At 65.8% G+C, this 26759-nt stretch carries 29 protein-coding genes; 16 read left to right on the forward strand and 13 right to left on the reverse strand.

What is annotated here, in order from left to right; translation table 11 throughout:
• The first annotated feature begins 15 nt into the window (after window positions 1–15).
• A complete protein-coding gene (locus tag FS507_RS11325) occupies window positions 16–657 on the forward strand; it encodes a LysE family translocator (RefSeq protein WP_145942886.1) in 642 nt (213 codons plus the stop codon).
• Here the strand turns inward: FS507_RS11325 and pdxR are convergent.
• From pdxR to FS507_RS18515, 3 genes are read right to left on the reverse strand one after another with little or no spacing between them, the layout of a single operon-like run.
• Window positions 648–2066, reverse strand: a complete 1419-nt coding sequence (gene pdxR / locus FS507_RS11330; RefSeq protein ID WP_145942887.1) for a MocR-like pyridoxine biosynthesis transcription factor PdxR — start codon at window positions 2064–2066, stop codon at window positions 648–650. The genes FS507_RS11325 and pdxR overlap by 10 nt on opposite strands.
• Window positions 2067–2114: 48 nt before the next feature.
• Entirely contained in the window at window positions 2115–2489 is a 375-nt protein-coding gene (locus FS507_RS18510) for a MerR family transcriptional regulator (protein WP_260853348.1), read from the reverse strand.
• Between the two features lie 48 nt (window positions 2490–2537).
• Complete coding sequence (locus FS507_RS18515; RefSeq protein ID WP_260853349.1) at window positions 2538–2903, reverse strand: MerR family transcriptional regulator; 366 nt, start codon at window positions 2901–2903, stop codon at window positions 2538–2540.
• Between the two features lie 20 nt (window positions 2904–2923).
• Between FS507_RS18515 and FS507_RS11340 the strand changes: the two genes are divergently transcribed.
• Together FS507_RS11340 and FS507_RS11345 are read left to right on the forward strand one after the other, a co-directional pair.
• Window positions 2924–3427, forward strand: a complete 504-nt coding sequence (locus FS507_RS11340; protein ID WP_145942888.1) for a DUF6194 family protein — start codon at window positions 2924–2926, stop codon at window positions 3425–3427.
• A complete protein-coding gene (locus tag FS507_RS11345) occupies window positions 3420–4316 on the forward strand; it encodes a DNA-3-methyladenine glycosylase family protein (protein WP_186314656.1) in 897 nt (298 codons plus the stop codon). Before FS507_RS11340 ends, FS507_RS11345 begins: the two co-directional genes overlap by 8 nt.
• On the opposite strand, the gene FS507_RS11350 is transcribed toward FS507_RS11345, so the two are convergent.
• From FS507_RS11350 to FS507_RS18520, 7 genes are all read right to left on the reverse strand, one after another.
• Window positions 4291–5160: an RCC1 domain-containing protein gene (locus tag FS507_RS11350; protein ID WP_145942924.1), complete on the reverse strand. Its 870-nt coding sequence runs from the start codon at window positions 5158–5160 to the stop codon at window positions 4291–4293. The genes FS507_RS11345 and FS507_RS11350 overlap by 26 nt on opposite strands.
• Before the next feature lie 42 nt (window positions 5161–5202).
• The gene (locus FS507_RS11355) at window positions 5203–5781 is read right to left on the reverse strand and encodes an AAA family ATPase (RefSeq protein WP_145942890.1); all 579 of its coding nucleotides are present in this window, start codon (window positions 5779–5781) and stop codon (window positions 5203–5205) included.
• Entirely contained in the window at window positions 5781–6140 is a 360-nt protein-coding gene (locus FS507_RS11360; RefSeq protein WP_186314657.1) for a TA system antitoxin ParD family protein, read from the reverse strand. The genes FS507_RS11355 and FS507_RS11360 overlap by 1 nt, the downstream gene beginning before the upstream one ends.
• A 32-nt stretch (window positions 6141–6172) precedes the next feature.
• A complete protein-coding gene (locus FS507_RS11365; protein ID WP_145942892.1) occupies window positions 6173–7093 on the reverse strand; it encodes a proline iminopeptidase-family hydrolase in 921 nt (306 codons plus the stop codon).
• Between the two features lie 45 nt (window positions 7094–7138).
• Complete coding sequence (locus FS507_RS11370) at window positions 7139–9016, reverse strand: calcineurin-like phosphoesterase C-terminal domain-containing protein (RefSeq protein WP_145942893.1); 1878 nt, start codon at window positions 9014–9016, stop codon at window positions 7139–7141.
• A gap of 98 nt (window positions 9017–9114) precedes the next feature.
• On the reverse strand, window positions 9115–10008 hold the full coding sequence (locus tag FS507_RS11375; RefSeq protein WP_145942894.1) for a LysR family transcriptional regulator: 894 nt from the start codon (window positions 10006–10008) through the stop codon (window positions 9115–9117).
• Between the two features lie 48 nt (window positions 10009–10056).
• On the reverse strand, window positions 10057–10203 hold the full coding sequence (locus FS507_RS18520; protein ID WP_260853350.1) for a hypothetical protein: 147 nt from the start codon (window positions 10201–10203) through the stop codon (window positions 10057–10059).
• A gap of 28 nt (window positions 10204–10231) precedes the next feature.
• On the opposite strand from FS507_RS18520, the gene FS507_RS11380 reads away from it, so the two are divergent.
• The 4 genes from FS507_RS11380 (at window position 10232) to FS507_RS11395 (ending at window position 13536) form a co-directional block, all read left to right on the forward strand.
• Window positions 10232–11080 carry a DMT family transporter gene (locus FS507_RS11380; RefSeq protein ID WP_260853351.1) on the forward strand — a complete coding sequence of 283 codons (849 nt, stop codon included), beginning with the start codon at window positions 10232–10234 and terminating at the stop codon, window positions 11078–11080.
• A complete protein-coding gene (locus tag FS507_RS11385; protein ID WP_145942896.1) occupies window positions 11077–11715 on the forward strand; it encodes an NAD(P)-dependent oxidoreductase in 639 nt (212 codons plus the stop codon). The genes FS507_RS11380 and FS507_RS11385 overlap by 4 nt, the downstream gene beginning before the upstream one ends.
• The gene (locus FS507_RS11390; protein WP_145942897.1) at window positions 11684–13108 is read left to right on the forward strand and encodes an MFS transporter; all 1425 of its coding nucleotides are present in this window, start codon (window positions 11684–11686) and stop codon (window positions 13106–13108) included. Before FS507_RS11385 ends, FS507_RS11390 begins: the two co-directional genes overlap by 32 nt.
• Window positions 13109–13353: 245 nt before the next feature.
• The gene (locus tag FS507_RS11395) at window positions 13354–13536 is read left to right on the forward strand and encodes a hypothetical protein (protein WP_145942898.1); all 183 of its coding nucleotides are present in this window, start codon (window positions 13354–13356) and stop codon (window positions 13534–13536) included.
• Between the two features lie 250 nt (window positions 13537–13786).
• Here FS507_RS11395 and FS507_RS11400 read toward each other — a convergent pair whose 3' ends face one another.
• A complete protein-coding gene (locus tag FS507_RS11400; protein WP_145942925.1) occupies window positions 13787–15319 on the reverse strand; it encodes a GMC family oxidoreductase N-terminal domain-containing protein in 1533 nt (510 codons plus the stop codon).
• Between the two features lie 172 nt (window positions 15320–15491).
• Between FS507_RS11400 and FS507_RS11405 the strand changes: the two genes are divergently transcribed.
• The 6 genes from FS507_RS11405 to fni are packed head-to-tail and all read left to right on the forward strand — an operon-like array spanning window position 15492 to window position 21366.
• Window positions 15492–15812, forward strand: coding sequence for a hypothetical protein (locus FS507_RS11405; protein WP_145942899.1), 321 nt, complete (start codon window positions 15492–15494; stop codon window positions 15810–15812).
• On the forward strand, window positions 15812–17164 hold the full coding sequence (locus FS507_RS11410; protein WP_145942900.1) for a tripartite tricarboxylate transporter permease: 1353 nt from the start codon (window positions 15812–15814) through the stop codon (window positions 17162–17164). The genes FS507_RS11405 and FS507_RS11410 overlap by 1 nt, the downstream gene beginning before the upstream one ends.
• Before the next feature lie 14 nt (window positions 17165–17178).
• A complete protein-coding gene (mvk, locus tag FS507_RS11415; protein WP_260853354.1) occupies window positions 17179–18147 on the forward strand; it encodes a mevalonate kinase in 969 nt (322 codons plus the stop codon).
• On the forward strand, window positions 18144–19151 hold the full coding sequence (mvaD, locus tag FS507_RS11420) for a diphosphomevalonate decarboxylase (protein ID WP_145942901.1): 1008 nt from the start codon (window positions 18144–18146) through the stop codon (window positions 19149–19151). Before mvk ends, mvaD begins: the two co-directional genes overlap by 4 nt.
• Complete coding sequence (locus FS507_RS11425) at window positions 19148–20263, forward strand: phosphomevalonate kinase (RefSeq protein ID WP_145942902.1); 1116 nt, start codon at window positions 19148–19150, stop codon at window positions 20261–20263. Before mvaD ends, FS507_RS11425 begins: the two co-directional genes overlap by 4 nt.
• A 14-nt stretch (window positions 20264–20277) precedes the next feature.
• Window positions 20278–21366 carry a type 2 isopentenyl-diphosphate Delta-isomerase gene (gene fni / locus FS507_RS11430; RefSeq protein ID WP_145942903.1) on the forward strand — a complete coding sequence of 363 codons (1089 nt, stop codon included), beginning with the start codon at window positions 20278–20280 and terminating at the stop codon, window positions 21364–21366.
• An 11-nt stretch (window positions 21367–21377) separates the two neighbouring features.
• Here fni and FS507_RS11435 read toward each other — a convergent pair whose 3' ends face one another.
• Window positions 21378–23123 (reverse strand): 2-isopropylmalate synthase, encoded by a 1746-nt coding sequence (locus tag FS507_RS11435; RefSeq protein WP_440130350.1) that lies wholly within the window; start codon window positions 23121–23123, stop codon window positions 21378–21380.
• A gap of 175 nt (window positions 23124–23298) precedes the next feature.
• On the opposite strand from FS507_RS11435, the gene FS507_RS11440 reads away from it, so the two are divergent.
• Window positions 23299–23973 carry a FadR/GntR family transcriptional regulator gene (locus tag FS507_RS11440; RefSeq protein WP_145942904.1) on the forward strand — a complete coding sequence of 225 codons (675 nt, stop codon included), beginning with the start codon at window positions 23299–23301 and terminating at the stop codon, window positions 23971–23973.
• On the opposite strand, the gene FS507_RS11445 is transcribed toward FS507_RS11440, so the two are convergent.
• Window positions 23924–24304, reverse strand: coding sequence for a MerR family transcriptional regulator (locus FS507_RS11445; protein ID WP_145942905.1), 381 nt, complete (start codon window positions 24302–24304; stop codon window positions 23924–23926). The two genes, FS507_RS11440 and FS507_RS11445, sit on opposite strands and share 50 nt — an antisense overlap.
• Before the next feature lie 62 nt (window positions 24305–24366).
• Between FS507_RS11445 and FS507_RS11450 the strand changes: the two genes are divergently transcribed.
• Both FS507_RS11450 and FS507_RS11455 read left to right on the forward strand, forming a co-directional pair.
• The gene (locus FS507_RS11450; protein ID WP_145942906.1) at window positions 24367–25557 is read left to right on the forward strand and encodes an MFS transporter; all 1191 of its coding nucleotides are present in this window, start codon (window positions 24367–24369) and stop codon (window positions 25555–25557) included.
• Between the two features lie 59 nt (window positions 25558–25616).
• Complete coding sequence (locus FS507_RS11455) at window positions 25617–26456, forward strand: NADP-dependent oxidoreductase (protein ID WP_260853356.1); 840 nt, start codon at window positions 25617–25619, stop codon at window positions 26454–26456.
• The last annotated feature ends 303 nt before the right edge of the window (window positions 26457–26759 follow it).

A 26759-nucleotide genomic window follows, 5' to 3' on the forward strand; every position in this document is an offset into this window, starting at 1 on the left:
CCGCACGCTGACAGCATGACCATTGAATTCTGGATCACCTCGATCATCGTGACCGCGACACCAGGGACCGGGGCGCTGTTCACCGTCGCCGCCGGCCTGAACCGTGGCATTCGTGCCGGGCTGATCGCCGCGGTGGGCTGCACTCTGGGCATCGTTCCTCACCTTGTGCTCGCCCTGTCCGGTGCAGCGGCAGTGTTCGCGGCGAGTCCCGTCGCTTTCGGCGTCCTCAAGTGGCTCGGTGTCGCCTACCTGCTGTACATGGCGTGGGGGACCTGGCACCAGACAGGGGTGCTGGCACCCGACACCAACGAGACTGACGGCGCTGACGAGAGTTCACCGGTGGCGGGGCCGTCCTCCGGGAAGGTGATCGCAAACGCTGTTCTGGTGAATCTGCTCAACCCGAAGCTCACCGTGTTCTTCTTCGTCTTCCTGCCCCTGTTCGTTGACACCGGGGCTGACGGTGCCGTCCTAGAGATGGCGATCCTTGGTGTCGCGTTCATGCTGGTCACCCTCCTGATCTTCGCGGTCTACGGTGCGTGCGCCGCCTGGTTGCGCCGGTACGTGGTCGGGCGACCGGTGGTGATGGTGTGGACCGGGAGGGTATTCGCCGTATCGTTCGTCGTCCTCGCGGTGATGCTCGCCCTGACTCAGCAGTGAGTGTCTCGTACGAACTCACCGAGTTGCCGGATGGCCGCGTCAAGACGCCGCGAGGCATGCGGACCGTACCCGATAACCACACCGGGCGGGCCCGGGCCGGCGCGGTGGCTCGACAAGGGTTGCACCGCGAGGCCGACATTGCGGGCTCGTGCAGCGAGTACGACGTCATCGACGTGGTCGGGCAGGCGGACGAGGACATGCAGGCCCGCGGCAACACCGTCGACGGAGCATCCGGGGAGGTAGCGGTGGATCGCATCCACAGCTGCGTCACGGCGCTCCCGGTGCCGTAACCGGAGGCTGCGCAGGTGACGCTCCAGCACACCGTTCTCGATCAGATCGGCGAGGGCGAGCTGGGGCAGGGCAGGAGAGCCCAGGTCCGTCGCCCACCGCAGCTCAGCAAGGTCATCCCGAAGTGGGTCGGGGGCAACCATCCAACCGAGACGAAGCGCCGGAGCAAGGACCTTCGACAGGCTGGAGACATGGACGATGCGGTCCGGGGCCATGGGGTGCATGGCCCGGACAGGGGAGCGGTCGTAGCGGTACTCGGAGTCGTAGTCGTCCTCGATGATGTACCCGCCGGTCGACCGGGCCCAGTCCACCAGGGCGCGACGGCGTTCGGGGGACAGGACGACCCCGGTCGGGAACTGGTGGGCCGGGGTGACCACGACGGCACGCACACCGGAACGAGAGAGCGCGGCAACATCTATGCCGGAGGCATCGACCGGGACGGGATGAAGCTCGTCCAGCCAGTAGTTCAGGATCCGGCGGTTGCCCTCCGCGCCGGGATCCTCGACGGCACAGTCGGTGATGCCGCGGCGACGCAGCACCTGCGCGAGCAGGCTGAGAGCTCCGGTCACTCCGGCAGTGACGATGATCTGCTGCGGTGAGACGCTCAGCCCACGGCTGCGGCCCAACCACGACGCCAGCGCCGCCCGCAGTGCCGGAACGCCAGCGGGATCGGCGTACCCCAGTTGATCCGGTGTCGCCGTGTCGAGGACGCGTCGTTCCGCACGCAGCCACGCTGCCCGCGGAAAAGCGCTGATGTCCGGTACCCCGGTGGAAATGTTCAGTAACTCTCTGTGCTCTGCGAGTTCCGTGGTGGTGTCAGAGGCCGCCGTGCTCGGCGGTGAGGATGGTGGGGCTGGCGGGGAGATTGGGGCGGCAACTTCGGTACCGCCACCCCGGTTGGTGACCAGGAGGCCTTCCTCCGTCAGGCGCCGGTACGCCTCCACGACGGTGCCACGCGACATCTGTAGTTCCGTGGCGAGCGTCCGTGTCGCGGGCAGGCGGTTACCGGGCCGGAGCACCGCGTTAGCGATCGCTGCACGTAGCTGCTCGGCGAGCCACGCCGTCCTGCCACGTGGTGGAGCTTCGGTGGGGTCGAGGGAGAGGAAAGTTGAACCGGTCATGTGATGCAGGAGTCTACGTGGGTAGTGATGATCTGAAACAGTCGCTGGTTACGCCTTCCGACCCTTTTCGTCAGGCGAGTGATGAGAAGCCTGTGGCTGCAGTAGATCCGCAAGGTCGGTGCCGGCGCGAAGTAGAGCGTCAGAGCGTGCCGCGATGTCCTGGAGCCGCCGTCGGAGAGAATCCCGGGCATCTGCAGTCGTGCCGAGGGTGTCCAGTGATGTCATCACGGCCCGGACGGCGGGGATGCCGTAGTTACCGGCCCGGAGTGCGGTGATGATGCGGGCATCCCGTACGGCACCAGGTGGGTATCGCCGTGGAGCTCGCTGTGACTCCCGCTCCGGCGTGATCAACCCCTCATGTTCCCAGTACCGGAGTGTTGAGGACCGTACACCGAGTGCTGAGGAGAGCTCGGTGATGGTCATTGCATCGGTGGGGTCCACAGGTGCGTCGTCGAGGCTCTCGTCGAGGATCTAGTCGAGCGCGTGGAGTGCGGTGATGGTCTCGTCTCGGGAATGTGCCAGATTGACATGGAGGGCCCCAACTGTGGCGATGGCCTCGTTATATGGCAGGGCATACAGCTGGCGCATGGTCAATCGGGCGAGCGCCGGGCCCACCGCAAAGGCTAAACGTCGGTATGCGCGCAATGCGGTGAGATGCACGCCGGTGAACTGGCGGTAACCGTTAGTCTGCCGGTGTGCAGACGGGATCACGTGAAGACCCTCAAGGTCTCGAACCTGTTGTACGGAGTAGTCAGTTACGGCTGCGAGTTCGCCAGTCGAGTACCACCGCAGAGTCGGTGCGCCGTCGTCTTTCATCCGGGAACCCTCCATAAGCACTTCATTTTTACACTTCAACCATGTCGATGGATCAGATCTTGTCAGATGTCCGTAACTACGAAGGGCTCCTTGAACTTTGGCCTGAGTCGGGGAGTGAACACCCGGTGCAGTCATGGGGTGATCGCTTCTTCTATTTCGCCCCGGATGGTGAGGTACCGGGCAACCGGCAGCCGTACGCCACCATCATCACGAAAAACTATCCCGACGACGGTCGATCGCACCTCGACGCCGAGGGGCGGTGGCGCCTGAACATCCACGTCGGGACACGGGTTTTCGCCGAGGTGGTCGGGTATCCTCCGTCGAACTTCGACGCATCGCGCGTGGACTACAGCGTTGATGATGTGTTCCTCCCGCACCCGCTGTATGGCGCTTACGGGTGGATATGCGTCGTGAATCCAGAAGGCACGACCGTGGACCATGCGCGGATGCTGCTTCGTGGGGCCCACGAGGATGACAGGCGACGGGTGGAGCGGCGAGCACGTGGCACAGCATCCTCGAGCATCGGATACTGGAGGAATGACTGACCCTGAGATGACCCGGACGATGGCCCCGCTCTTCGTATCGCCGGTAGTGCTCGATACGTTCCGACGCCACGGCGACGACATGATTGACCGCTGGGACGGCCGACGGTTCACACGTGCCGTCGATACCGGGGACGGTGTGGAGGCCGTCCAGATTGATGTGGGCGCAGAGCCCGGCCCGACAAACTGGACGGTGACGCTCAGCGGGGACCCGTCTGACATTGAGGGCGTGGTTGGTCGGCAGTTCATCGTCGGTGATGCTGCTGGCGCGCGGTGGGAGGATGCCTGCCCCGAGGTGACGGGGAAAGTGCCCCGCGAGTTCATCGAGTCTGCAGCGGTGGTGCGATCCACATCGCTGTTCCAGTCGGTGGTCCGGTGCGTGACTGCCCAGCAGGTCAACCTCGAGTTCGCCTCCGTCCTGCGACAACGTCTGGCGACACGGCTCGGCATCTACCATTCCGTCGGAGATACGGGCGCGTACTGGTTGGATATCGACACGGCGCTGGGAACCTCGGTGGAGGAACTGCGGGAGATGCAGCTCAGCGGTATGAAAGCCAGATGCATCCTGGCGACGGCCCGGGCAATCGCCGATGGTGTCCTCGACAGTCAGACGCTCGCGGACCTTGATGACGTTGAACTACGTCGCCGTCTGACAGCGATTCCGGGTATCGGACGGTGGACCGCCGACTGGGTGATGATCCGCTGGTTCGACCGCCCACTGGTTGCAGCCGGGGACCTCGGTGTGAGGAAAGCGATCCGCTGGCTGCATGACCTTCCGGAGATGCCGAGCGAACGTACCGTTCGTGAGCTCACCGCACACTGGGGTGAGGACGCCGCCGTCATTCAGGCGGCGGTGATGGAGGCGTTCAACCGTCACAACGCCCGGGGCTGAGACGGCCGGCCCACGTTGCGATGTCTCGCCGGCCGTCAGCACCGTTCCCTGCACTGACGAGAGAGCCATCGGAACACAATCCGATCGTATGGGTGGAGCCCGCTGCGACCGCGACAACGTGTTCCCATTTCTCGACATCACACTGGCCGTGACTGTTGTCGCCGACTGCTAGAACACGGCCTGAAGCAGTCACCCCCACCGCATGCTGGCTCCCCGCGGACACCGTGACAATATCTTCCCACGTGTCGACGTCGGCCAATCCAATGGTTGGTGCCCCGGTGATGAGAACCCGCCTGTCGGCTTTCAGCCCGACCGTGTAGACCGAATCGGCTTCGACGGCGGTGAGATTCCTCCACGCCTCCACCCCGCATTGACCTCGTTGGTTATTTCCCGTGGCCACTGCGGATCCATCGTCGCGGAGCCCGACCGAATGCCAATCACCGCACGATACAGCCACGATGTCTCTCCATCTGCTCACATCACAGGCGCTCTCGGTGGTCCGGCCGGTCGCCAATACGGTGCCATCGGAGCAGACTCCGAGTGTCCGCCGCCAGCCCGCTGCTATCGCCGCTATGTCACGCCAGGCCCCGGTGTCGCACTGGTGGTCGTGATTCCATCCGGTCGCCAATACGGTGCCGTCCGAGCGGAGACCGACAGTATGCGATTTGCCGGTGTTCCTGGCGGTATGGACATTCCCCGCGGCTACGGCGACGACATTGTTCCAGTGGTCGACATCGCATTCTCCGGCTCGGCCGTCACCGACGGCGACCACGGTTCCGTCTTGCCGCACCGCGACTGAATGTCGCCTGGCTGCCGCGAGCACCAGTCTGCGACCTCGCTCCATTGTCTTCACATGGAGAGAGTACGTGCTCGCTATGCACTCAGGTTAGAGGCTGGTAAGAGGAGTCGGTGTCCATGACGGCCAACTGGACTTCGCCGTCTGTCGGCCACGGTCGAAGGATGCGATGCGACGGTAGGGAACCTCTGGAAGGCTGTTGTCGAGAAACTCGGCGTAATCGGCGAGCGCGGCCGCTTGTGCTACCAGCGGCCATAGACGGTCATAGCGTTCGCGGATTTTGTGCTCTGGGACAGCGTGACCGCCGTGCGCTACGCGGTGTCGGACGCGGTGGAGGGTGATTTCGGCAGGCACCATGATCACGTGGAGTAACACGAGATATCCGCGGGCCTGTGCTTCTCCGACTAGTTCGAGCTTGCTGGGATGGCTGAACACCGTCTCGGCGATGAACGACCTGCCATCTGTTAAGAGTTGCAGACGGGTCGATGCCGCTATGCGAGCGGCTTCGTATGCATGCTCGGCCTGGCTATCTGGCCACCGCTCTGCGGCGATGACGTCCGCGTTGATAAATGGGAGCAGGGGTGAAGCAGGCTGGAGAACGCGCGTAACGTATGTTGACTTTCCTGCTCCGTTGGGTCCGACAAGTAAGTGCAGGACGGGCGTGGTCATTATTGGGGGGACGGCCCGCGCATCTCAAGGTCGCCGTCGGGTGTGCCGGCGACCCACGAGTTAAGTCCCTGACTCCGGAACTCCTCCTCGAAGTTGAGGGACTGGCGAAGCTCTTCCTGACGTTCAGTGATTCTGGTGCGGGCGATGGCCTGTTCCCGGTCAGTGAGGTCGTCGTAGGAACGGGTACCGCTGAGAACCGCTTCGATGTCTCGGAGGTTCACGTTGTGTGCACGCTCGAACTCACGGCCGATCCGGGCCCAGTGCGCGATCTGCTGCGCGGTGCTACGGGAGTTGGACGGTGCGACGGCAGTGGCAGCATCGTAGACATCGTCGGGAAGTCTGGTCGGTGAGCTACTCATGCTCATAGTGTAGCGAAATGCTACAGGACCGTCTAGGGGCTGCTGATGGGGGCTTGCGGTGAGGCTTTCTCCAGAAAACCTCCCACAACCTCCGCATACAGCTCCGGCTCCTCCATCATCGCCATGTGGGCGGAGTTCTCGAAGAGGTGCCACTGAGCCCGTGGAAGAGCGTCGACCATCGGGCGCACCGTTGCCGGTGTCATCTCGTCGAAGCGTCCGGAGGTGACCAGTACCGGTACCGCGATTTCGTTGACCTGGCCTGCTACCGACCAGCCCTGGAGTGATCCGGTCATATTCCACTCCGGGCCGAGCAGTGCGTCGTAGATCTCCTCGTTCAGGCCGGTGATGGAGGCGAGCATGTGGTCTGGCATATCGTCCAGCCGCAGCACATGCCGTGACTGGAAGAGCCCGAAAGCCTGTTCGTACTCTGCGCTGTCCGTTGTTCCTTCGGCTTCGCACCGGTCGATCACCGCTCCGAGACCGTCCGGCAGGGCATCCTTCAACGCAGCGATCTCCCGTTGATAGAGGGGCATATCAGCACAGGTGCTGGCGAGGACGAGTCGTCGCAGGCCGGTGGGCTGCCGCAGTGCCAGAGACAGTGAGATCCACCCGCCGGCGGAATGGCCCAGCAGGTCAAAGGTCTCCAGCTCCAGGGCAGACAGCACGGATTCCAGTTCGTCTACGAACAACTCGAGGTTCCATGATCGGACTCCGGCGGGGCGTTCCGTGTTGCCGCATCCTGCCTGGTCGTAGTAGATGATTTCCCGCGCGTTATCCGGCAGATCGGCCAGTCTATCGAGGTCGGTGAGGTAGTCGTGGGTCATGCCGGGGCCGCCGTGGACGACGACGAGCGGGGGAGCGGATGCCGTCGTGTCTTCAGGGGCAGGGGAAACCCGGCGGAACCAGACGCGACGTCCGTCGACGGATACCGTGCCGGTGGTTACAGTGCTCATATCCGTGCAGGCTACCGTGTAGCCATCCGACAGGGTGCACTCTGACTACTGGTCGTCCTCGGTAACGGTGAACGTCACCGTCTGGGAGGTCTGTCGTCCGTACCGGTCGGTGCCCGTGACCTCCGCAGTGTGCTCACCAGGGGCAAGGCTCGCCGGCAGCGCCACACGCCAGGCATGCAGGCTGGCCTGGGCGACGTTGCCGGAGGAGCTCAGATTGTGCGTGGCGGAGACAGTTTCCGTGTACTCCCAGCCCTTGTTCAATGCCTCTCCCTCGGCCGGCTGCGTGTGCTCGGCATCGACAGCCTCACCGTCGATCGTGACCTGGACGTCCGCTGCTGTGGAGCCGCCGAAGAAGCTCGTCGTCAGGAAGGACTCTCCGCCGCCGACATCCTTCCGGGACACCTCCAGCGGGTCGATCTGTTCCGGGGCATCCCCCTGTTTGTCGCTGTCCTGCCACTGCTGTGCTTTCTCGGCCCAGGTGCGCCAGGTCGGCGAGTTGATCCCGGTCAGGAACTGGTGGTCCTGCTTCTCATTACGCACGGTGTAGTACTCACTGCGGCCGGTGCCGTCGAACTCGAAGGTCAGCACGCCCGGCTCGGCGGCGTCCGATGTGTAGGCGTGGGGGACGCCATTGTCGTTGAGCTCACCGGAGTACCAGTCGCCGGACACCGCGCCGGCGATGATCTGGTCGTGGCTGAGCTGGGTGATCGGGCTCTGCTCGTTGTCGGCCCATTCTGCACGCTGTTCCCCGGCCAGGAGGTGTTCGAGGGTGTGGGTGTGCCCGCCGACAGTCACCGCATTGGGGTAGTCGGCGAGGATGTCGTAGAGGTCGTTGGCGTTGTCGGTCACGACCTCCTGGTAGCTGACGATCGGCGCGTGCGCGGCGATCACGATCTGCTGGTCCGGCTCAACGGTGGCCAGGTCATTCCTGAGCCAGTCCAGCTGTTGATCGTCGATCTTCTCGTCGTATCCGCCGTTTCCGGTGCCGTCGTCGCCGTTGTAGACGATGTTGTCCAGGGCAACGAAGTGGGTCTCGCCGACATCGTAAGAGTAGTACGGTGCGCCGAAATCCCGTCGGTAGGTGTCGGTGGCGTTGACGTCGGACGCGGCGTCGTAGTCCATGTCGTGGTTCCCCGGCAGCGCACGGACGGGGCCGTTGGCGCCGCTGTACAGCTGTTTCAGGTCCGGATTGATGCTGAGGTCGTCGCCCACGTTGTCGCCGAGCAACAGGATTCCGCAGCCTGCGTAGTCGTCCCGGGCGGCGAGATCCGCCGGGGCGCCTTTCCGCGCGTACTCGACTTCCTGCTTGTCGTAGGTCTGCGTGTCCGCGGCCATGGGGCAGGACTGCTCCGGAGCCGCGGTCGCCTGGGACGCCGCGAGCGGGAAGTTCACTGCGGTGGGGACGGGGCCGGACGGTTCGAGACCGCCGAATTCGAGATCCGGTGAGCCCTCCGGATAGTGCTGGTAGCTGAACTGGGCGAAGTTGTTCTCGTCGACGGGGACCTGCCAGCCCGCGGGCTGGGTCACCGACACCGACATGTTGTCGCGGACGGGGAGCTCATAGCGGCCGGTGTCGTCGGTGGTGGTTACCTCGACGCCGTTGGAGACGCTGACCCCGGGGATGCCGGCTTCGTCGCCGTCGAGCGTGGAATTCTTGTTGGCGTCGTCGAAGACGCGACCGGTGAAGAGGGTCTGGTCCTCGGCTTCTCCGTCGACAATCTCGACGGTGCCTTCGTAGAGTCCCTCGTTACCGGACGGGTCGGTGGGAGCGGAGGATCCCGGACGTGAGCTTGAACCGGGTAGTGCGAAACCGTCCTGGGCGTAAGCGGGCGTGTGGGCTGGTGCGACGGTGAGGATCACGGCAGCGGCGAGGGCGGTACCGAGAGGTACGCGTAGTACGTGTGAGGGCATGCGTGAGGGCATGGGGGCATTCTCCTGTCAGAAACTGATGGTCGGCATGTACCGCCACACAGTCTGGGCGGTACCGGTGTCACCCTGGTGACTGCGCAGGAGAGGACGGGTCAACGGGGGGTGAACAGGTCGTGATGCTGGCCGGTGAGCATCGCCACCAGCGCCGTCGCCGCCGGGCTCGGGTTGAAGTCGCTCCAGGCCAGATACTGGATGCGCGACGGCCCGTCGGCCACGTCGAGGATGTGCACATCAGCGTCCTCAGGGACGGCGTCACGGGAGAGGAGAGCGACGGCGAGTCCTTGCCGGACGACCTCCACCATGAAGCTGGTGTCCACCGCCTCGAAGGCGACATCGCGGGTCAGGCCGGCGTCGCGGAACGCCACGTCGGACTGCGCCCGACCCGGCGAGTCGACCGGGAAATCCACGAATGCCTCGCCGTCCAGGTCGGCCAGTGCGATGTTGTCACGTCCGGCGAGACGGTGAGTCGCGCTGACCACCGCCACGAGATCCTCGCGGACAAGTTCCTGACTACGTACTCCGCGGGGTGGCTGACCGGCGGGTAAACCAAGCACCGCGACGTCCATCCCTCCGGAGCGGATGGCGGCGATGAATTCGTCGCTACTCCCGCCGAGAAGCCGGATCTTCACTGCCGGGTGAGCCTGGTGGAACCTGCCGAGGACCGCCGGGACATCTATGGCGGTCACCGTGGGAATTACGCCGATGGTGACCGTGCCCCGGATCTGACCGGTGGCTGCGGCTGCGTCAGCGGCGGCACGGTCGGCGGCCTCCAGACTGGCCTGAGCCGAGGGGAGGAACGCTGCACCGGCGTCGGTGAGTTCGACCCTCCTGCTGGTGCGGGCGAACAGCTGCACACCGAGTTCATGCTCCAGCGACTTGATCTGGTGACTCATCGCCGACTGCACGATATGGCAGCGCTCCGCCGCCCGGGTGAAGTTGCGGGTCTCGGCGACGGCCAGGACGTACCTCAGTTGTTGCAGTTCCATGGATCAATCATGAACCACGATCGGTGAAATGAAAAACATGTGTTGGACTCATGGCTTGGTGCGGCAGACGATGAAAGGCATGACAGCAACCACAGCAACAGCAGCTGCCCACCAACCACCGCCCTCTCCACCGGGCGCGCCACCACCGGCGACGGGGAGCGCACGGGTGGGGTGGACGGCCCTGACCGCCATCACGCCCGCTGTGTGGGGGACCACCTACATCGTGACCACGCACATGTTGCCGGACGGCCACCCGCTGTTCGCGGCGATGATGCGAGCACTCCCGGCCGGCCTGATCGCTCTGCTCCTGGCCAGGACGCTGCCGCGCGGATCCTGGTGGTGGAAGAGCCTGGCGCTCGGCACCCTGAACATGGCGGCGTTCTTCCCGCTGCTCTTCCTCACCGCCCAGCACCTGCCCGGCGGGGTCGCCGCCACGCTGAACGCGTCCCAACCCATCGTCGTCGCCTTCCTTGCCGTGGCGATCCTGCATGAGAAGCTCTCGGTCTGGCGGCTGGGATGGGGGATCGTCGGTGTCGGTGGAGTGGCTCTGGTGGTGCTCGGTCCCGGCGCGGGACTGGATCTTGTCGGTCTGCTGGCCGGTATCGGTGCCGCGGCGTCGATGGGTACAGGGGTGGTGCTCACCAAGAAATGGGGCAGACCGGACGGTGTCAGTGCCACCGCTCTGGCCGGGTGGCAGCTCACCGTGGCAGGGCTCGTTCTGCTCATTCCCGCCCTCGTTGTCGACGGTGTGCCGCAGGGCATCGACGGCACCGCGGTCACCGGATACCTCTGGCTCGGACTGGTCGGCGGCCTGATGACCTACATCATCTGGTTCTCCGGTATCCGACGCCTCCCAGTCACGGCGACGGCCCTGCTGGGGCTGTTGTCTCCACTGGTGGCAGCGGTGCTGGGAGCGGTCATCGCCGGAGAGTCGTTCGGCACCGTTCAACTGGCAGGGTTCGCCCTGGCGCTCTCGGCGATGGTGGCGGGCCAACTCCCACCTCCACGGAAGACGACACAACGCACGAAGAACTCCCGTACGGGAAACTCACCGGAAGGAACTGACTCATGAACATCGCCGTCATCGGAGCGACCGGAATGGCGGGCAGCGCCATCGTCGCCGAAGCCCTGTCCCGCGGCCACCACGTCACCGCAGTGTCGCGGCACACGCAGGGGAGTGGAAATGAACTGCTTCGGACCGTCGCCCTGGACATTGCCTCACCGGACGCGGAGCTGCCACAGGTTCTCGCCGGCGTCGACGCAGTGGTGCTGGCCGTGCGGCCGTCGCCAGGCTCGGAGCACCTCATGGGACCGATGACCGCCACCGCCCTCGACGCCGCACACTGCGCCGGCACCCGTGTCCTGGTCATCGGTGGTTCAGCGCCCCTACGTTCGCCGGACGATCCGGACCGTCTCCTCATCGACGACACCCGGTACATCCCCGAAGCCTGGCGACCGATCGCCGGAGCGAGTCTGGACCAGTTCCAGGTGTGCATTGAGCACGCGCGCACCCGGTGGACGTATCTCAGTCCGTCGGCGGTCTTCGAGCCAGGGGAGGACACCGGCGGGTATCGGCGTGGGACAACCACACTGCTGACGGACAAGCACGGTCAGTCCCGTGTCACCCCCGGTGACCTGGCACTGGCCGCCGTCGACGAGATCGAGGAGCCTGGCGATGACCCGCACATCACCGTCATCGGACGCTGACCGCGGCCAGGTGCCGGACACCGAACCGTCCGGCGTGTTCGCACCACCACTGCGCCTGCTCACCATCGGGTTGCTGGTCTCGGTCGGCATCGTGGCGTTCGACGGCCTCGGGGTCACTACCGCGATGCCGCAGATTGCCTCTGACCTGGACGGGATGTCGACCTACGGCTGGGCGGTCTCGGCACTGATGCTCGCCAGCGTCGTCGGCACGGTCGTCGGTGGTTACCTCGCCGACCGAACGGGGCCGCGGAGACCGTATCTTGCGGGCCTGGTGGTCTTCATCGCCGGGCTGCTGATCTCGGCCACGGCCCCGTCCTGGCCGATCTTCCTGGTGGGGCGTGCGGTACAGGGACTCGGCGTGGGAGCGGTGATGAGCATGGCCTACGTGGTGGTGGCGATCGCGTTCCCGCAGCGACTGCAGGCCCGGGCGCTGGCACTGCTGTCCGGCGCATGGACGGTCCCGGCACTGGTGGGGCCGATGGTCTCCGGAGTGCTCACCGAGACTGCGTCCTGGCGTTTCCTCTTCCTGGGCCTGGTGCCGTTGGTCCTCGTCGTCGCGGTGATCACCGTGCCCGGCGTGCCGACACAGGACGCTCCGGCAGGAGGAGCACCGGGGGTGTCGCGGAATCTCGTCTTCAGTATCGGCCTGGCGATCTCTGCCGGGGTGCTGCTCGCCGGTCTTGAACAACACAACATGGTCGCTCTGGTGGTCATGGGCATCCTTGGTGTGGTGGTGATGATCTGGACGCTCCATGAAGTCACCCCGGAAGGAACTCTTCGGGCGCGCCGCGGTGTCCCGGCAGGTATCGCCACACGCCTGATCCTCTCCATGTCGTTCTTCGGCATCGAGACGTTCCTGCCGCTGGCCATGACCGGGCTGCGCGGGGCCAGCACTCTGCTCGCGGGTGCCTGCGTTGCCGCCGGCGCGCTGGTGTGGGTCGGCGGATCAATGCTGCAGAGTCGACGCGAGATGCGGCAGGGGACGGTGACGCGCCGGGGTGATTCCGTGTTCGGTCTGGGCATCCTGGCCGTAGGTATCGCCGTCATCGCCGTGACCCTGCTGGGGGAGGCCCTCCCGGTGGGTGTCGCCATCGTCGGATGGATGATCGGCGGATTCGGCATGGGGCTGGCCTACAACGCCAGCACCGCCGCGACATTCAGTGAGACCAGCGGGGACGCCTCGGGCCAGATGAGCGGCACCATCCAGATGGCGCAGACGCTCGGCACCGCCCTGGCCGCCGGTATAGGGACGGCGGTGATCGGTGGTGCCGGTGGTGGCGGACTGCAGACTCCTATGGCGGCGATATTCGCGTCCACCGCGGTCTTCGCGCTGGTTGCGGTGCCGCTGGCGATGAGGATCCGGACTGAGGTCCCGTCTGGAACGCGGGTGTGAGCGGAACCTTGGTGGCATTGGTGGAGCCGGCTTCAGTGGGCGTTGGATCGGATCATCAGTGAGGACCGGATCGGAGAAGTGACAGGACTCCGGCTTCTTCCTGTCATCACTCAATCTTCCCTGTCCAGTGAAGATGATCGAAAGCTGGCGGAAACAGTAGATGTTCTCGTAGAGAACTTGTCGAGCCTCAGAACGACCTCTGGTGACGTAGACTCGGTGCCAGCATCGAAAGAGGGTGAAGAATCATGAGCGGTTTCTACATCAGTGACGCTCAGTTTGAGGAGATCAAACGTGAGTCTCTGGAGGAGACGCGACGGGTCATTCGAGAGAAGTTTCCGGACCTGGATGAAGTCCGTGAAGCACGCAAGGCTGGCGTCGAGCAGCCGAAGCGCCGTCGCTGGCCAGCTCGACTGTTTAGCACAGGCTAGCCCTGTGAAGGCTGGAACTTCGATCAGCTTCCACGGTGCCCACTGAAGATCTGAGCTACGGGCGGCGTCAGGGACGGCAGACCTTTCGGTAAACGGTAGCGTAGAGCGTCGGAAAATGGTCTTGTTGGCGTGATTCAGGTGCCAGAAACGGTCACCGCGGGGCCTCCGTCCCGACCGTTTTTGGCAGCTGAGTCACACAGCGCCCACGAAGCGCACCGGCTCCCTTCATCGAGCAGATCCAGCAGGTCCCTCACCTGTCGCCCAGAATGAACTCCGCGGCCTTCTCACCGATCGCGATGGACGGGGCATTCGTGTGCCCCCGGATGATCTCCGGCATCACCGAGGCATCGGCGACGCGGAGCCCCTGCACGCCACGGACCCGCAGATGCGGGTCGACGACAGACGCCTCATCCGTCCCCATCCGTGCCGTGCTCGTCGGGTGGTACAACGTGTGGGACGCACCGGTCAGGGCCTCCTCGCAGCGCTGTTCAACCGTCATCTTCTCCCCGCCGGCGGGGACGATGAACCGTCCACTCCGGCGTGACCGCAGACTCGGTGCATCGAAGATCCTGGAGCAGATCTCCAGCCCCGCCAGCATCGTCGCCCGGTCCCTTCCACCCGCGTCGGTGAGATACCGCGGGTCGATCACCGGCTTGACCAGTGGGTCAGCGGACGCCAGGGTGATCTCACCGCGGCTCTCGGGCTGCAACAGGATCGGGCCCATCGTCAGACCGTGCTCCGGAATGCCGGTCAGCCCTTCGTTGACGTAGGCGACCGGGGCGTAGATGATCTCCAGGTCAGGAGCGGCAAGGTCAGGTCGGGACCGCACGAACCCGTACGCCTCGGCGACGTTCGAGGTCAGCATGCCCCGTCGCCGCGTGAGGTAACGGGCGAGCTGGGGCAGACTCGTGGCGTCGAACAATGTCCCGGCCTCGGTCGCCACGGCGAACAGTGACACGAGATGATCACGCATGTTCTGGCCGACCTCGGGGGAGTCCACCACGGTCTCGATGCCGTGCTGCGCCAGGTGACGGGGATCACCGATACCGGAGAGCATCAGCAGTTGGGGAGTGTTCACCGCCCCACCGCACAGCACCACCTCACGCCGGGCGCCGACGGAGCATTGCCGACCGTCGTGCAGGTAGTCCACCCCCACGGCCCGGGTTCCGTCGAAACGCACCCGCGCCGTGTGTGCTTCCGTGCGTACCGTCAGGTTCGGACGCAACTCGGCGGGACGCAGGTACACCGTCGCGGTACTGGAGCGCGCGCCGCGGCGCTCGGTGACCATCGTCTGGGTGAAGCCGTCCGGTGCATCGGCGTTGGCGTCCTCGACGCGGTAGCCCGCCTCCGAGACCGCGCGGAGGAAGGCTGCGGTGTAGTCACTGGGGTCGCGCTGGTGCTCGACGGAGACCTCGACCCGGTCCAGGGCGCGTGAGATCTCCGTCCAGGACCACTCCGGCCCGGCGAGCTCGCCCCACCGGTCGTAGTCCTCGGCGAAACCGACGACCCACATCAAGGCGTTGATCGACGAACTGCCGCCGAGGACCTTGCCGCGTGGCCAGTAGATCGACCGGTCGCGCAGGCCGGGTTGGGCCGTGGTGGCGTAGTCCCAGTCGAACTCGGAGCGGAACGTCTCGGAGAACGCCGCCGGGACCGTCACGCCCTGCCCCTTGTCCTTACCGCCGGCCTCGAGTAACAGGACGGATCTGGACCCGTCCGCGCTGAGCCGGTTGGCCACCACAGAGCCTGCTGACCCGGCCCCGACCACGATGTAGTCGAACATCTCCGGGAACTGCGGCTCGGGGGACCTGCCCGATCCTGGTGTGGGTGTACCTGACATCAGAAACCTCCGTCAACCTCCGTCATCGATACTGTTGTCAACCGAAAGTATCTGATCCGGCGGCGACATGGAGGGGAATGCGGTGAGACGTGCCCGACCACTAGAGTCCATAGGTATGCCTTACTCTGATCAAGATCCCGCGAGCCGGGAGCAGTACATCGAGGTCTGGAATGACCTGGTGTCCACCCGCGACCTGACCTGGTCACTGCTCATCTGCGGGGTCACCACCGCGGCCGCCCTGGCGGTCGCGACACTCCTCTCCTCCAGCGAGTTCTTCTGGGGACTCGGCGGTGCCGTCGTCGGCTTCGTGATCTGCGTGGCCGTCTTCACGCCCAAACGCACCGTACGGATCACCGACGGCCCGGCCGGTACCACCGTCGACACCACCACCGCCACCACCGCCACCACCACCGGTGAATCAGGAGACCCCGCCTGATGGACCCCGCCCTGCTGCTCTCCATGCTGATCGCCGCAGTGGCGGCGATCCTGCTCTACACCTTCATCGGCTTCATCCCCGGCACCGACGAGACGAGTGTTCTCGTGCCGGTCACACTCGCCCTCGCCCTGGCAGGTGTCGACCCGGCCGTCCTGCTGACCTTCTTCATCGCCGCGATCGTCACCCTGAACCTCACCAACGCCATTCCCACCGCCCTGGTGGGCCTGCCCGGAGGGGTGCTGTCAGCACCGATGATGGAGCATTCGCTCTACCTCAAATCCCAGGGCAGAGCGGCCGAGACGATCAAGAAGATGGCCGCCGGCAGCGCGATCGGCACGCTCATCGCCATCCCCGTCAGCCTGGCCATCGCCACCGCGATCGCCCCCTACGCCGACACCCTGCGCGAGTACGGCACCCTGCTCTTCGTCGGTGGAGCGGTGCTGCTCGCGCTGCTGGGCGCCAACCGGCTGCTCTCCCTCATCGCCATCATCCCGATGTCCCTGCTGTTCCAGGGACTCCTGTCGCTCTACCGTGACCAGGGTGTCATCCCGCAGGACGGCAACATCTCCGTCTCCTTCTTCCTGGGCATCACCATCGGCCCGCTGCTGGTCTCCGTGCTGGGGCTGCTCAACCGCAGCCAGCGGAAGAACCTCCCCGGCCACCCGCCGACCACGGTGGACATCTCCCGCAAGAACCTGCGCGGCCAGTCACTCGCCCCGAACAGGATCCTCACCAGGGACGAGACCGCCCGCACCGGGCTGTGGTCGCTGATCTCCACACCGTTGTTCTTCCTCAGCCCCGTCGGGCTGACCTTCCTGCTCGGCGAGGGAGCCGCAGGACGCTCCGGCGACCGCACCACCCGGGCCAACCGGGCTGTCGCGGGGATGAACGGCGTGGCCCACGCCAGCTACCTCTCCGGCACCATCATCCCGCTGCTCGCGATCGGCATCCCCCTGTCACCCGTGGCGATCGGTCCGGCCCAGGCCCTGTTCAACGCACCGCCGGCGCTCACCCTGGACAACAACCTGCACCACCTGCTCAGCACGCCAGTGTTCATCGCCGCCGTCGTGCTCGGTGCCGTCCTGGCTCTCGGACTGACGTACGTCATCGCGGTGCGCTACTCCTACCGGATCACCTACATCGTGATGCGCTACATCCCCCACGAGGCCGTGCTCGGGCTGTTCATCGGCTTCATCCTGCTGCTGGCCTACCTGGACGCCGGGGTGGCGAACATCTTCGGCGTCCTGCTGGTCGGGGTCGCCTGCGGGACGTTGAACAAGTTGGGCGTAGGCTACGGCGTGCAGTTCATGACGTTGTACGCGTCCCCCTGGATCGTGCAGAACCTGCTGTAGTGAGGAAGGATGCTGTGGAGTCTTCTCGGGAACGTCACATCGGACACGGCGGGACCGTGGCCAAGATCATCCTCTTCGGCGAGCACTCCGTGGTCTACGGCCATCCCGCCGTCGCCGTGCCGTTGCACAGCCTGCACATGAGCGCCACCGTCGAACGCTCCGCAACGCCCACCACATCGAGCACGCTGAGCTGCCTGGAATGGCACGGCCCACTGGACGCCGCACCCGCGCGGCTGGGCTCGGTGGTCAAGGCCGTCGAGGTCGCCACCGCTGCCGCCGGGCAACCGGACACCGGCCTGCACGTGACCACGCAGGCCGACTTCCCGCCGGAGCGCGGGCTGGGCTCCTCCGCCGCCGCTGCCGGCGCGGTCATCCGCGCGGTGCTGGACGCCTACCACGTCCCCGCATCTCCGCAACAGCTCTTCGAGCTGACCCAGGAGGCCGAACGCATCGCCCACGGCCGGCCGTCCGGTCTCGACGCCCTGACCACCGCCTCCCCGTCGCCGGTGTACTTCCGTGACGGAGCGGCAAGCACGCTGGACATGGATCTGGCGGCCTGGATCGTCATCGCCGACTCCGGCACACAGGGCAGCACCCGGGAGACCGTCGGCGACGTTCGCCACAGCTACGAGACCTCCCCGGACCAGGTCGGACCACTGCTCGACCAGCTCGGCACCATCGCCGACGGTGCGGCCGACGACCTGCGGAGCGGCGACGTCACCGCACTGGGGGAGAAGATGAACGTCGCGCACGGTCTGCTCGCCGAGCTCGGGGTCAGCGACGACCGGCTCGACGCGCTGACCGCCGCCGCCCGCGACGCCGGTGCCGTCGGCGCGAAACTCACCGGCGGCGGACGTGGCGGATGCATCATCGCCCTGGCCCGCACCAGCGACGACGCCGCCCGCATCGCCGACAGCCTCACCCACGCCGGAGCATCCGGCACCTGGATCCACGCACCCCACCTCGAGAAGGCGGCACCATGAGCCCACACAGGAAAGCCACCGCAACCGCACACGCCAACATCGCCCTGATCAAGTACTGGGGCAAAGCCGACGAGACACTGATCATTCCGCGCACACCGAGCCTGTCACTGACCCTCGACGAGCTGTACACGACGACCACCGTCGAGTTCGGTACATGGCGCGCCGATGAGGCCTCACTGGACGGGGCCCCTGTCACCGGCCGCGCGATGAACCGCATCACCGCCTTCCTCGACATCGTCCGTGAACAGGCCGGAATCCACACCGCCGCGCAGGTGACCTCGGTGAACACCGTGCCCACCGCCGCCGGGCTCGCCAGCTCGGCCTCCGGGTTCGCCGCTCTCGCCGGCGCGGCCGCTGCGGCGGCAGGACTCCATCCCGACGACCGCGACCTGTCCCGCCTGGCACGCCGTGGATCCGGCTCCGCCTCCCGCTCCGTGTTCGGCGGCCTGGCACTGTGGAACGCCGGACACGACGACGCCACGTCCTACGCCGAACCCGTCTCCGGCGGAGCCGAGATGAGCCGGAACCTGGCCATCGTCGTGCTCGTCATCGACGACGGTCCGAAAGGCATCTCCAGCAGGGAGGCGATGCGGCGCACCGTCGACACCTCCCCGGACTACACCGCCTGGGTCGACCGGCACGCCGGGCACCTCGCCGAGGCGCGGGCGGCGATCGCCGCCGGCGACCTCGTGCGGCTGGGCGAGGCCACCGAAACCAATGCGCTGGGTATGCACGCCACCATGCGCACAGCCGTCCCGCCGGTCGACTACCTCACCACCGGCAGCCACGCCGCCCTGCAGGCCGTGCAGGACGCCCGGGACGAGGGGTTCTCTGGATGGGCGACCATGGACGCCGGCCCGAACGTCAAGGTCCTCACCAGTGCCGACCAGGCCGAGGCACTGGATGTCTGGCTCCGTGGCCGGCTGGCGACCCCGGTCCCGGGGCTACGCACCATCGTCACCCACGCCGGTCCCGGTATCCGGGTCGAGGAAGGACAGTCATGACAGCACCGCGCGTCGCCGAGGTCCGCGCGCCGGGAAAGCTCTACATCGCCGGCGAATACGCTGTGGTGGAGACCAGTTTCCCCGCCATTCTCGTGGCTGTCGACCGCTATGTCACGGTCCGGGTCACCCCCGCCAGCGGTACCGGACACATCACCTCCGACCAGTATACGCAGAGCCGGCTGGAATGGCACCGGGGCGAGCGGCAGATGATCGTCGAACCGGATCAGGCACCATTCGACTTCGTGCTGGCTGCCGCGCGCATCGTCGAGGAGGCGGCCGTCGCCCTGGGCACCCCGCTCGAGGTCTTCAACCTCGACATCAGCAGCGAACTCGACGATGAGTCCGGCCGGAAGTTCGGCCTCGGGTCGTCCGCCGCGGTCACCGTGGCGACCGTCCGGGCGTTGTGCGACTACTACCGGCTCGACGTGTCCCGGATGGAGCAGCTGAAGCTCGCCCTGTTGGCCAGCATCTCCGTGCAGACCTCCGGGTCGGGCGGGGACGTGGCGGCGAGCATGTTCGGCGGGTGGATCGCCTACACCTCCTTCGACCGGGAGTGGGCCCGGGCCGAACGTGCGGTGCGCCCTCTCGTTGAACTCCTGGGGATGGACTGGCCGGGCCTGTCTGTCCGACGGGTCTGCCCGCCGGACCGTCTGCGCCTGCTCGTCGGCTGGACCGGCTCGCCGGCGTCCACCTCCCGCCTGGTCGGGGACGTGCAGTCGAGGAAGCAGGGGGAGGGGATGGACTACACCAGGTTCCTGGCGGAGAGCCGACGCTGCGTGACCGGGCTGATCGAAGCCCTGGATAGTGACGGTACCGACGACGTCGCCGGAATCCGGGCCGGGATCCGACGCAACCGTGAGCTGCTCCGTGAACTCGGCGAGCATTCCGGCACCACCATCGAGACACCGACACTGCGACGGTTGATCGAGATCGCGGAGGCCAGCGGTGGCGCGGCGAAGACCTCCGGTGCCGGCGGCGGTGACTGCGGTATCGTTCTCATCGACAGCGAAGCCGCCGACGCCGACATCGACGGATTGCTCGCGGCGTGGGAACGCGCCGACATCCGCGTCCTCAACCTGCACGACCACCAGCCCGACGGAAACCCGGAGTGACCGGAAGTGAGCACATGAGCAGCAACCGCAAGGACGACCACGTCCAGCTGGCCGAAGAACTGACCACGGAGACCAGCACGGCGCGTCCCACCGGTGGTTTCCATGACCTGCGCTTCATGCACCACAGCTTCAACGGACTCGCCCGTGACGCCGTCGACATCTCCACCACCGTGACGGGCACGCGCTGGGATGTGCCGTTCTACATCAACGCCATGACCGGTGGCAGTGAGAAGACCGGACAGATCAACGCCGACCTCGCCCGTGCCGCCGCAGCCACCGGCGTGGCCATGGCGAGCGGTTCTGTCAGCGCAGCTCTGCGCGACCCGTCGCTGGAGCCGACGTTCCGCATCGTCCGCGACAGTGCACCCGACGCTTTCCTCTTCGCCAATGTCAGTCCGGAAGCCTCCGTGGAGCAGGCACGTCGTGCCGTGGGCCTGTTGGATGCGAACGCCCTGCAGATCCACGTCAATCCCGCCCAGGAGCTGGTGATGCCGGAGGGTGACAGGGACTTCCGTCCCTGGCTCGACCGGATCGGCGAGATCGTCGCCGGTGTTGACGTGCCCGTGGTCGTCAAGGAGGTCGGCTTCGGTCTCAGCCGGGAGAGCATCGTGGAGCTCACGGCCCGCGGCGTGGCCACCGTGGACGTCAGCGGACGGGGTGGCACCAACTTCATCGACATCGAGAACCACCGCCGTTCCCGCCAGGAGTACACCTATCTGTCGGGGTGGGGGCAGACCACCGTGGAGTGTCTTCTGGACACGCTGCATGGTGACGGAGGGGCGGCGGAGGTGGACGTCCTGGCCTCCGGTGGAGTGCGCACCCCGCTGGACGTGGTCCGCGCCCTGGCCCTCGGCGCCCGGGCCGTGGGGGTCAGCGGGCACTTCCTCCACGTCCTCATGACGGATGGAGCGGATGCCCTGGTCGACGAGCTGACAGCGTGGAGCGACCAGGTGCGCACCCTGATGACGTTGCTCGGCGCGGCGGACGTCCCGTCCCTGTCTGCGACGGACATCCTGGTCACCGGTGAGACTGCGGAGTTCGCCCGGCTGCGGGGTGCTGACCTGCAGGCGCTGGCGCGCCGACGGGCCACAGCCGGACGGTAGGCACAGTGGTCTCAGACCACCCTGTTGGCCGCGGAGACGACCGCATCCATGCTGGCCGCCAGGACCGAGGAGTTCCGTCCCGCGACCCACTGGGCCGGGGCCGCTACGTCGGTTCCACCGCGGCGGAACTCCAGCAGCGTCAGAGCGTCGCTGTCACTGCCTGCGGCGACACTCGTCTGGGACAGTCCGATGACCTCGACAGCGATCCCGACTTCCGCCAGAGCAGTGACCAGCGCCTCCACCGGGCCACGGCCGGTGACGGTGTGGGTCGATTCTTCGCCGTCTACCCGGAGCTGGACCGTGGTTGTCGCACCGTCCGGGGAGGCGGTGTCGTCACCTGTCTGGTAGCCCAGCAGGGTGACCCGTCCGTCGGTGGGGGAGAGGTACTCCGTGGTGAAGATCTCCCACAACTGGTCGGCGGTGACTTCCGTACCGGTGCCGTCGGTATGCCGTTGGACGTGCCCGGCGAGATCGATCTGCAGCCGACGGGGCAGTTCGATGCCGTAGTCTTCGCTCAACAGGTAGGCGATACCGCCTTTGCCTGACTGGGAGTTCACCCTGATCACCGCATCGTAGGTGCGTCCGATATCTGCCGGGTCGATCGGCAGGTAGGGGATGTGCCAGTCGGCCTGACCTTCCGGCTGTCCGTCCCGGGCGGCCCTGGCGCGGTGGTCGATGAAACCTTTGCGGATGGCATCCTGGTGGGTGCCGCTGAATGCGGTGTGGACCAGGTCGCCGACGTACGGGTGGCGGGGGTGGGCCTCCATGCGGGTGCAGTACTCGACGGTGCTGCGGATCCTGTCGATGTCGGAGAAGTCGACCTCCGGGTCGACGCCCTGGGCGTGCAGATTCAATGCCAGAGTGGCGATGTCGACGTTGCCGGTGCGCTCGCCGTTACCGAAGATGCAGCCTTCCACCCGTTCCGCACCGGCGAGGACGGCCAGTTCGGCGCAGGCCACCCCGGTGCCGCGGTCGTTGTGCGGGTGAACCGACAGGATGACGTGGTCACGTCGGGCGAGATTCCTGCTCATGTACTCGATCTGGTCGGCGTAGACGTTGGGGGTGGCGATCTCCACGGTGGCCGGCAGGTTCAGGATCACCGGACGGTCGGACGACGCGTCCCACAACTGGGTCATGGAGTCGCACAGCTCCAGCACATAGTCCGGTTCAGTCTGGTTGAAGACCTCCGGGGAGAACTCGAAGCGGACATTGTCCATCTCGCCCGCCAGCTCGAGGACGTCCCGTCCGCCGGCGAGGATCAGTTCCTTCAGGTCATCGCGGTCGCGCCCCAGCACGAGCTCCCGCCACAGCGGGGCCGTGGCGGTGTACATGTGGATGACCACAGGGTTGGAGATTCCCCGGACAGCGGCGACGGTGCGCTCGATGAGATCCCGGCGGGCCGGGGTGAAGACCACGATGGTCACGTCGTCCGGCGCGATGTCTGTGTCGGCGATCAGCCGGACGAAGTCGTAGTCGGTCTGGGAGGCAGAAGGGTAGCCCACCTCGATCTCCTTGTACCCCATCGACACCATCAGCTCGAAGAAGCGTCGTTTGCGGGTCGGGTCCATCGGTTCGGCGAGGGCCTGGTTACCGTCGCGCAGGTCGACGGGGACCCACAGTGGGGCCTGGGTGAGACGGCGGGTCGGCCAGCTGCGTTCGTCGTCGCGCAGTGGTACGGAGACCCGGGAGTAGACGTCCCGGTAGCGGTGGGAGGGCATCGGGGACGGTGACTGGATAGTCGTTGCAGTGCTTGCCATGGTGGTGCACGGTCCTTGCGTCATGTGTCGGGTGACCGGCGGGATGCTGTGGTCTCCACGACAGGCGGCCGGTCGGGTTACGACCTGCCGTGGCAGCATAGGAGAAGGAGTCCGTGGAAGCGCATAGTCGGACTCTAACACAAAGTCCGCAGACAAGTAGAGGTGTATACATTCGATGTCCCAGGTGAAGAGGTCGTCCCTGTCGGAGCAGTCTGCTGATGTGCTGTTGAAAAGGGTGCAGAGTGGGGAGTGGGAGCTCGGTCAGAAGCTGCCCTCGGAGACAACCCTCGCCGCCCAGATCGGGGTGGGGCGCTCGACGGCCCGCGAGGCCATCCGCATCCTGGCAGGTAAGGGCGTTCTTGCCTCCAGGCAGGGATCGGGGGTCTACCTGACGGCGCTCGATGTTGTGGAGGAGTGGACCTCGACACTGACCAGTTCGGACATCGTGTCAGTGATTGAGGCCCGCCTGGCGATCGAGACAGAGGCGGCCCGGCTTGCCGCGGAACGGCGCACGCCAGCGGCGCTCCGTGCGATCCGGCGTGCGCTGAAGGCCCGCGACATGAGTCGGGACGATCTGGAGGCGCACGTGGGCGCCGACACCGCCTTCCACCGCAGCATCGTCGTCGCCGCGGCCAATGACGTGCTCACCGACCTCTTCGACAGCTTCACCCCGCGGCTCCGCGAGACGATGATCGACATGCTCCGGCGTAGGGGTGAATTCGGTGACGACGATGACCAGACGATCCACGCGGATCTGGCGCAGGCTGTGGCGGACAAGGACACCGACCTGGCCGCCCGGATCAGCCGTGAGCACCTGCTGGGAATGAAGCGGAATCTCCAGCGGAGATGACCGTGGCGATGGCGTCGCGGGAGGCAGTCAGTGCCTGGATCGATTTCTCGACCCGGACTTGTTCACGCTTGAGGTCAGCGACCGTTTCCTCGCAGATCGGAGCCAACCGTCCGGCCCGTTCTGTGAGGCAGGGCAGGACGGTACGGATCGTCGCGGTGCTCAACCCGGCATCCAACAGCTGGCGCACGCGCCGGGCAACCTCGACATCGGTGACGGTGTAGTTGCGGTAGCCGGAGGAGTTCCGCTCCGGTACGAGTAGCCCCTGTTCCTCGTAGTAGCGAAGCAGGCGTGGTGGGATCCCGGTCTGCTCCGCCACCTCAGATATCCGCATCTCCGTGCCTCTCCTCCGCGCGTATTTGCTTTCACATCGATGTGAAGGTTGACGCTAGCAGAATGATTGACAACACATCATCCTTGCTCTCGTCCCGCTCACGCCCAGCCTGGGTGCTGACGGGATTCGTTCTTCTGGTGTTCTGTACCGGCACCGCCGAGTACCTCGTGGCCGGTGTGCTCCCGCAACTGGCGACCGATGTCGGTGTGAGCACCGCTGCCGCCGGCCAGACAGTGACCGCCTACGCACTGGGCGTGGCGGTCGGCGGTCCGCTGGTGACCATCCTGACCGCACGCCTTCCGCGTAAAGGGCTGGCGCTGAGCCTGGGGCTGGTCTTCATCATCGGCACACTCATCACGGTCATCGCCCCGACGTATGCATGGGTGATCGTCGGTCGTGTCGTGTCCGCCTGCAGTCAGGCGACATTGTTCGCGATCGGGCTGACCACCGCAGCGGCCGCAATGGGACCCGGACGCCAGGGGAGAGCCATCGCCATCGTCAGTTCGGGGCTGACCGTCGCCACGGTGCTGGGGGTCCCCCTTGGTGCACTGTTGGGTGGAAACCTCAACTGGCGGATACCGTTCCTGATCGTTGCGGTCGTGGCGATCGCCGGAGTGCTCATCCTCTTGTCGTCAATGCCACGTACACCAGCGCCGGCCACCGGCGTGCGCGACGAGATCCGGACGCTGGTGCGGGGGCCGGTGTTGTTGGCCGTGATGACCACGGTGGTGGGGTTCGCCGGCGTCGGCATCGTCTTCACCTATCTCGTTCCGCTGCTGTCGGATGTCACCGGCCTCGCGGCTTCGATTATTCCCGCTCTGCTCCTGGCCTACGGTGTCGGCGGCTTCGTCGGCAACCTGATTGCCGGGCGGTTCGCCGACCTCGATCTCGGAAAGACACTGGTCGGGGTGTTTGCCGCGCTGGTTCTCACCTTGGCGCTGTTCCCTCTGGTGGCGGAACACCCGGCACCGATGATCGGCATGGTGCTGGTACTCGGACTGTTGTCGACCGCGACGATCGCTCCACTGCAGTCGCTGGTGCTGCGCCATGCAGGCGCTGCTCCGACCCTGTCGCTGGCGGTCAATGTCGGTGCATTCAACATGGCCAATGCTGTCGGTTCCGCTCTTGGTGGCATTGGGGTCAGCGCCGGGCTTTTGCGCTGGGGCGGTTTCGGCGGCGCGGTATTCGCCGTCGCCGGCTTGATTCTCGCACTTCTGGCGCTCAGTACAACTCCACAGGAGGACAACCAGTGAAAGCCGCAACGGTCGTAAGCTACGGAGGACCTGAGGTCCTTACAGTGTGTGATGTGTCGATGCCCGAGCCTGGCCCCGACGAGGCACTTGTCACCGTAGTCGCATCCACGGTCAACCCCGTGGACGTGAAATTCCGCGAGCCCGGGACGTCCCAAGTCATCAGCCAATTTCCCGCGTCGCTGGGATGGGATCTCGCCGGAGTGGTGGTCACCGCACCGGAAGGTTCAGGGTGGGTGCCAGGGGACAGGGTGATCGCCATGTATCCGCCACAGGCGGACGGGGCAGGTTGCTGGCAGCGCTACACCGCGCTGCCAGCTGGACTGCTTGCCCCGGCACCTGAATCAGTCGACTTGCCTACGGCGGCGAGTCTCCCGTTGACGGCTCTTACCGCGGACCAGGCGCTTGAGAAGCTCGACCTGCGACAGGGGGAGCGTTTGCTCGTGACAGGTGCAGCAGGGGGTGTCGGAGGCACGGCAATTCAACTCGCGAGCCGGGCTGACATCGAGGTCGTTGGACTGGTCCGTGATCTTGGGCACGGGCCGGTGGTCCTCGATTTAGGTGCTGACAACGTCGCGTCAGATCCCGCTGGTATCGGGAGTTTTGATGCAGTCCTCGACACCGCCGGGGTGTTCACCTACCCGCATGTGCTCCGTGAGGGAGGCCGTCTTGTGACAGTCAGCGACGATGTCATTCCCGAGCCACTGGCGCACCGGGCGAGCAGCGCAATACACAACTATGTATCCCATGACCCACGTCGCTTACGTGAGCTGTCGACGTTGGTTGATGCCGGTGAACTCCAGTTACGTGTCGCTGCGCGGTATCCACTTCAGGCAATTCAGGAGGCACATCACCATAGTGAGCGTGGTGGGTTACTCGGAAAGGTTGTCATCACGATGTGACGGGCGGGTGGGAGTCGCCATACACTGCCGAGTGCAACAGCGACCTGACGCTCTCTTTCAGGGAATCCCCGATAGCGTGCTGGTGGTGGTCATTCAGTTACGCCCTGCAAGGAGCGTCGTGGAGGCACTTTTTCCTGTTCCGGGTTGCCGAGCAGGTCAATTGCTAATCACCCAACCTGGCTAAGAGAATCTGGCACCTCGTCGAACACCAGCGCCAGCGCATGGCGAGGCTTCTGTAGGGGGACTGCTGCGCGAGTAGTTGACATCTGATCTGGCTTGCCGTGGGGTGGGCCTGGAAGGATG

This window comes from Corynebacterium glyciniphilum AJ 3170, assembly GCF_007673095.1.
Lineage (GTDB): Bacteria > Actinomycetota > Actinomycetes > Mycobacteriales > Mycobacteriaceae > Corynebacterium.

Coding starts and splice junctions, on each gene's coding strand:
- FS507_RS11325 (WP_145942886.1), top strand. CDS start 16: ATGACCATTGAATTCTGGATCACCTCGATCATCGTGACCGCGACACCA.
- pdxR (WP_145942887.1), bottom strand. CDS start 2,066: ATGACCGGTTCAACTTTCCTCTCCCTCGACCCCACCGAAGCTCCACCA.
- FS507_RS18510 (WP_260853348.1), bottom strand. CDS start 2,489: ATGACCATCACCGAGCTCTCCTCAGCACTCGGTGTACGGTCCTCAACA.
- FS507_RS11340 (WP_145942888.1), top strand. CDS start 2,924: ATGTCGATGGATCAGATCTTGTCAGATGTCCGTAACTACGAAGGGCTC.
- FS507_RS11345 (WP_186314656.1), top strand. CDS start 3,420: ATGACTGACCCTGAGATGACCCGGACGATGGCCCCGCTCTTCGTATCG.
- FS507_RS11350 (WP_145942924.1), bottom strand. CDS start 5,160: ATGGAGCGAGGTCGCAGACTGGTGCTCGCGGCAGCCAGGCGACATTCA.
- FS507_RS11355 (WP_145942890.1), bottom strand. CDS start 5,781: ATGACCACGCCCGTCCTGCACTTACTTGTCGGACCCAACGGAGCAGGA.
- FS507_RS11360 (WP_186314657.1), bottom strand. CDS start 6,140: ATGAGTAGCTCACCGACCAGACTTCCCGACGATGTCTACGATGCTGCC.
- FS507_RS11365 (WP_145942892.1), bottom strand. CDS start 7,093: ATGAGCACTGTAACCACCGGCACGGTATCCGTCGACGGACGTCGCGTC.
- FS507_RS11370 (WP_145942893.1), bottom strand. CDS start 9,016: ATGCCCTCACGCATGCCCTCACACGTACTACGCGTACCTCTCGGTACC.
- FS507_RS11375 (WP_145942894.1), bottom strand. CDS start 10,008: ATGGAACTGCAACAACTGAGGTACGTCCTGGCCGTCGCCGAGACCCGC.
- FS507_RS11385 (WP_145942896.1), top strand. CDS start 11,077: ATGAACATCGCCGTCATCGGAGCGACCGGAATGGCGGGCAGCGCCATC.
- FS507_RS11390 (WP_145942897.1), top strand. CDS start 11,684: ATGACCCGCACATCACCGTCATCGGACGCTGACCGCGGCCAGGTGCCG.
- FS507_RS11395 (WP_145942898.1), top strand. CDS start 13,354: ATGAGCGGTTTCTACATCAGTGACGCTCAGTTTGAGGAGATCAAACGT.
- FS507_RS11400 (WP_145942925.1), bottom strand. CDS start 15,319: ATGTTCGACTACATCGTGGTCGGGGCCGGGTCAGCAGGCTCTGTGGTG.
- FS507_RS11405 (WP_145942899.1), top strand. CDS start 15,492: ATGCCTTACTCTGATCAAGATCCCGCGAGCCGGGAGCAGTACATCGAG.
- FS507_RS11410 (WP_145942900.1), top strand. CDS start 15,812: ATGGACCCCGCCCTGCTGCTCTCCATGCTGATCGCCGCAGTGGCGGCG.
- mvaD (WP_145942901.1), top strand. CDS start 18,144: ATGAGCCCACACAGGAAAGCCACCGCAACCGCACACGCCAACATCGCC.
- FS507_RS11425 (WP_145942902.1), top strand. CDS start 19,148: ATGACAGCACCGCGCGTCGCCGAGGTCCGCGCGCCGGGAAAGCTCTAC.
- fni (WP_145942903.1), top strand. CDS start 20,278: ATGAGCAGCAACCGCAAGGACGACCACGTCCAGCTGGCCGAAGAACTG.
- FS507_RS11435 (WP_440130350.1), bottom strand. CDS start 23,123: ATGGCAAGCACTGCAACGACTATCCAGTCACCGTCCCCGATGCCCTCC.
- FS507_RS11440 (WP_145942904.1), top strand. CDS start 23,299: ATGTCCCAGGTGAAGAGGTCGTCCCTGTCGGAGCAGTCTGCTGATGTG.
- FS507_RS11445 (WP_145942905.1), bottom strand. CDS start 24,304: ATGCGGATATCTGAGGTGGCGGAGCAGACCGGGATCCCACCACGCCTG.
- FS507_RS11450 (WP_145942906.1), top strand. CDS start 24,367: ATGATTGACAACACATCATCCTTGCTCTCGTCCCGCTCACGCCCAGCC.
- FS507_RS11455 (WP_260853356.1), top strand. CDS start 25,617: ATGCCCGAGCCTGGCCCCGACGAGGCACTTGTCACCGTAGTCGCATCC.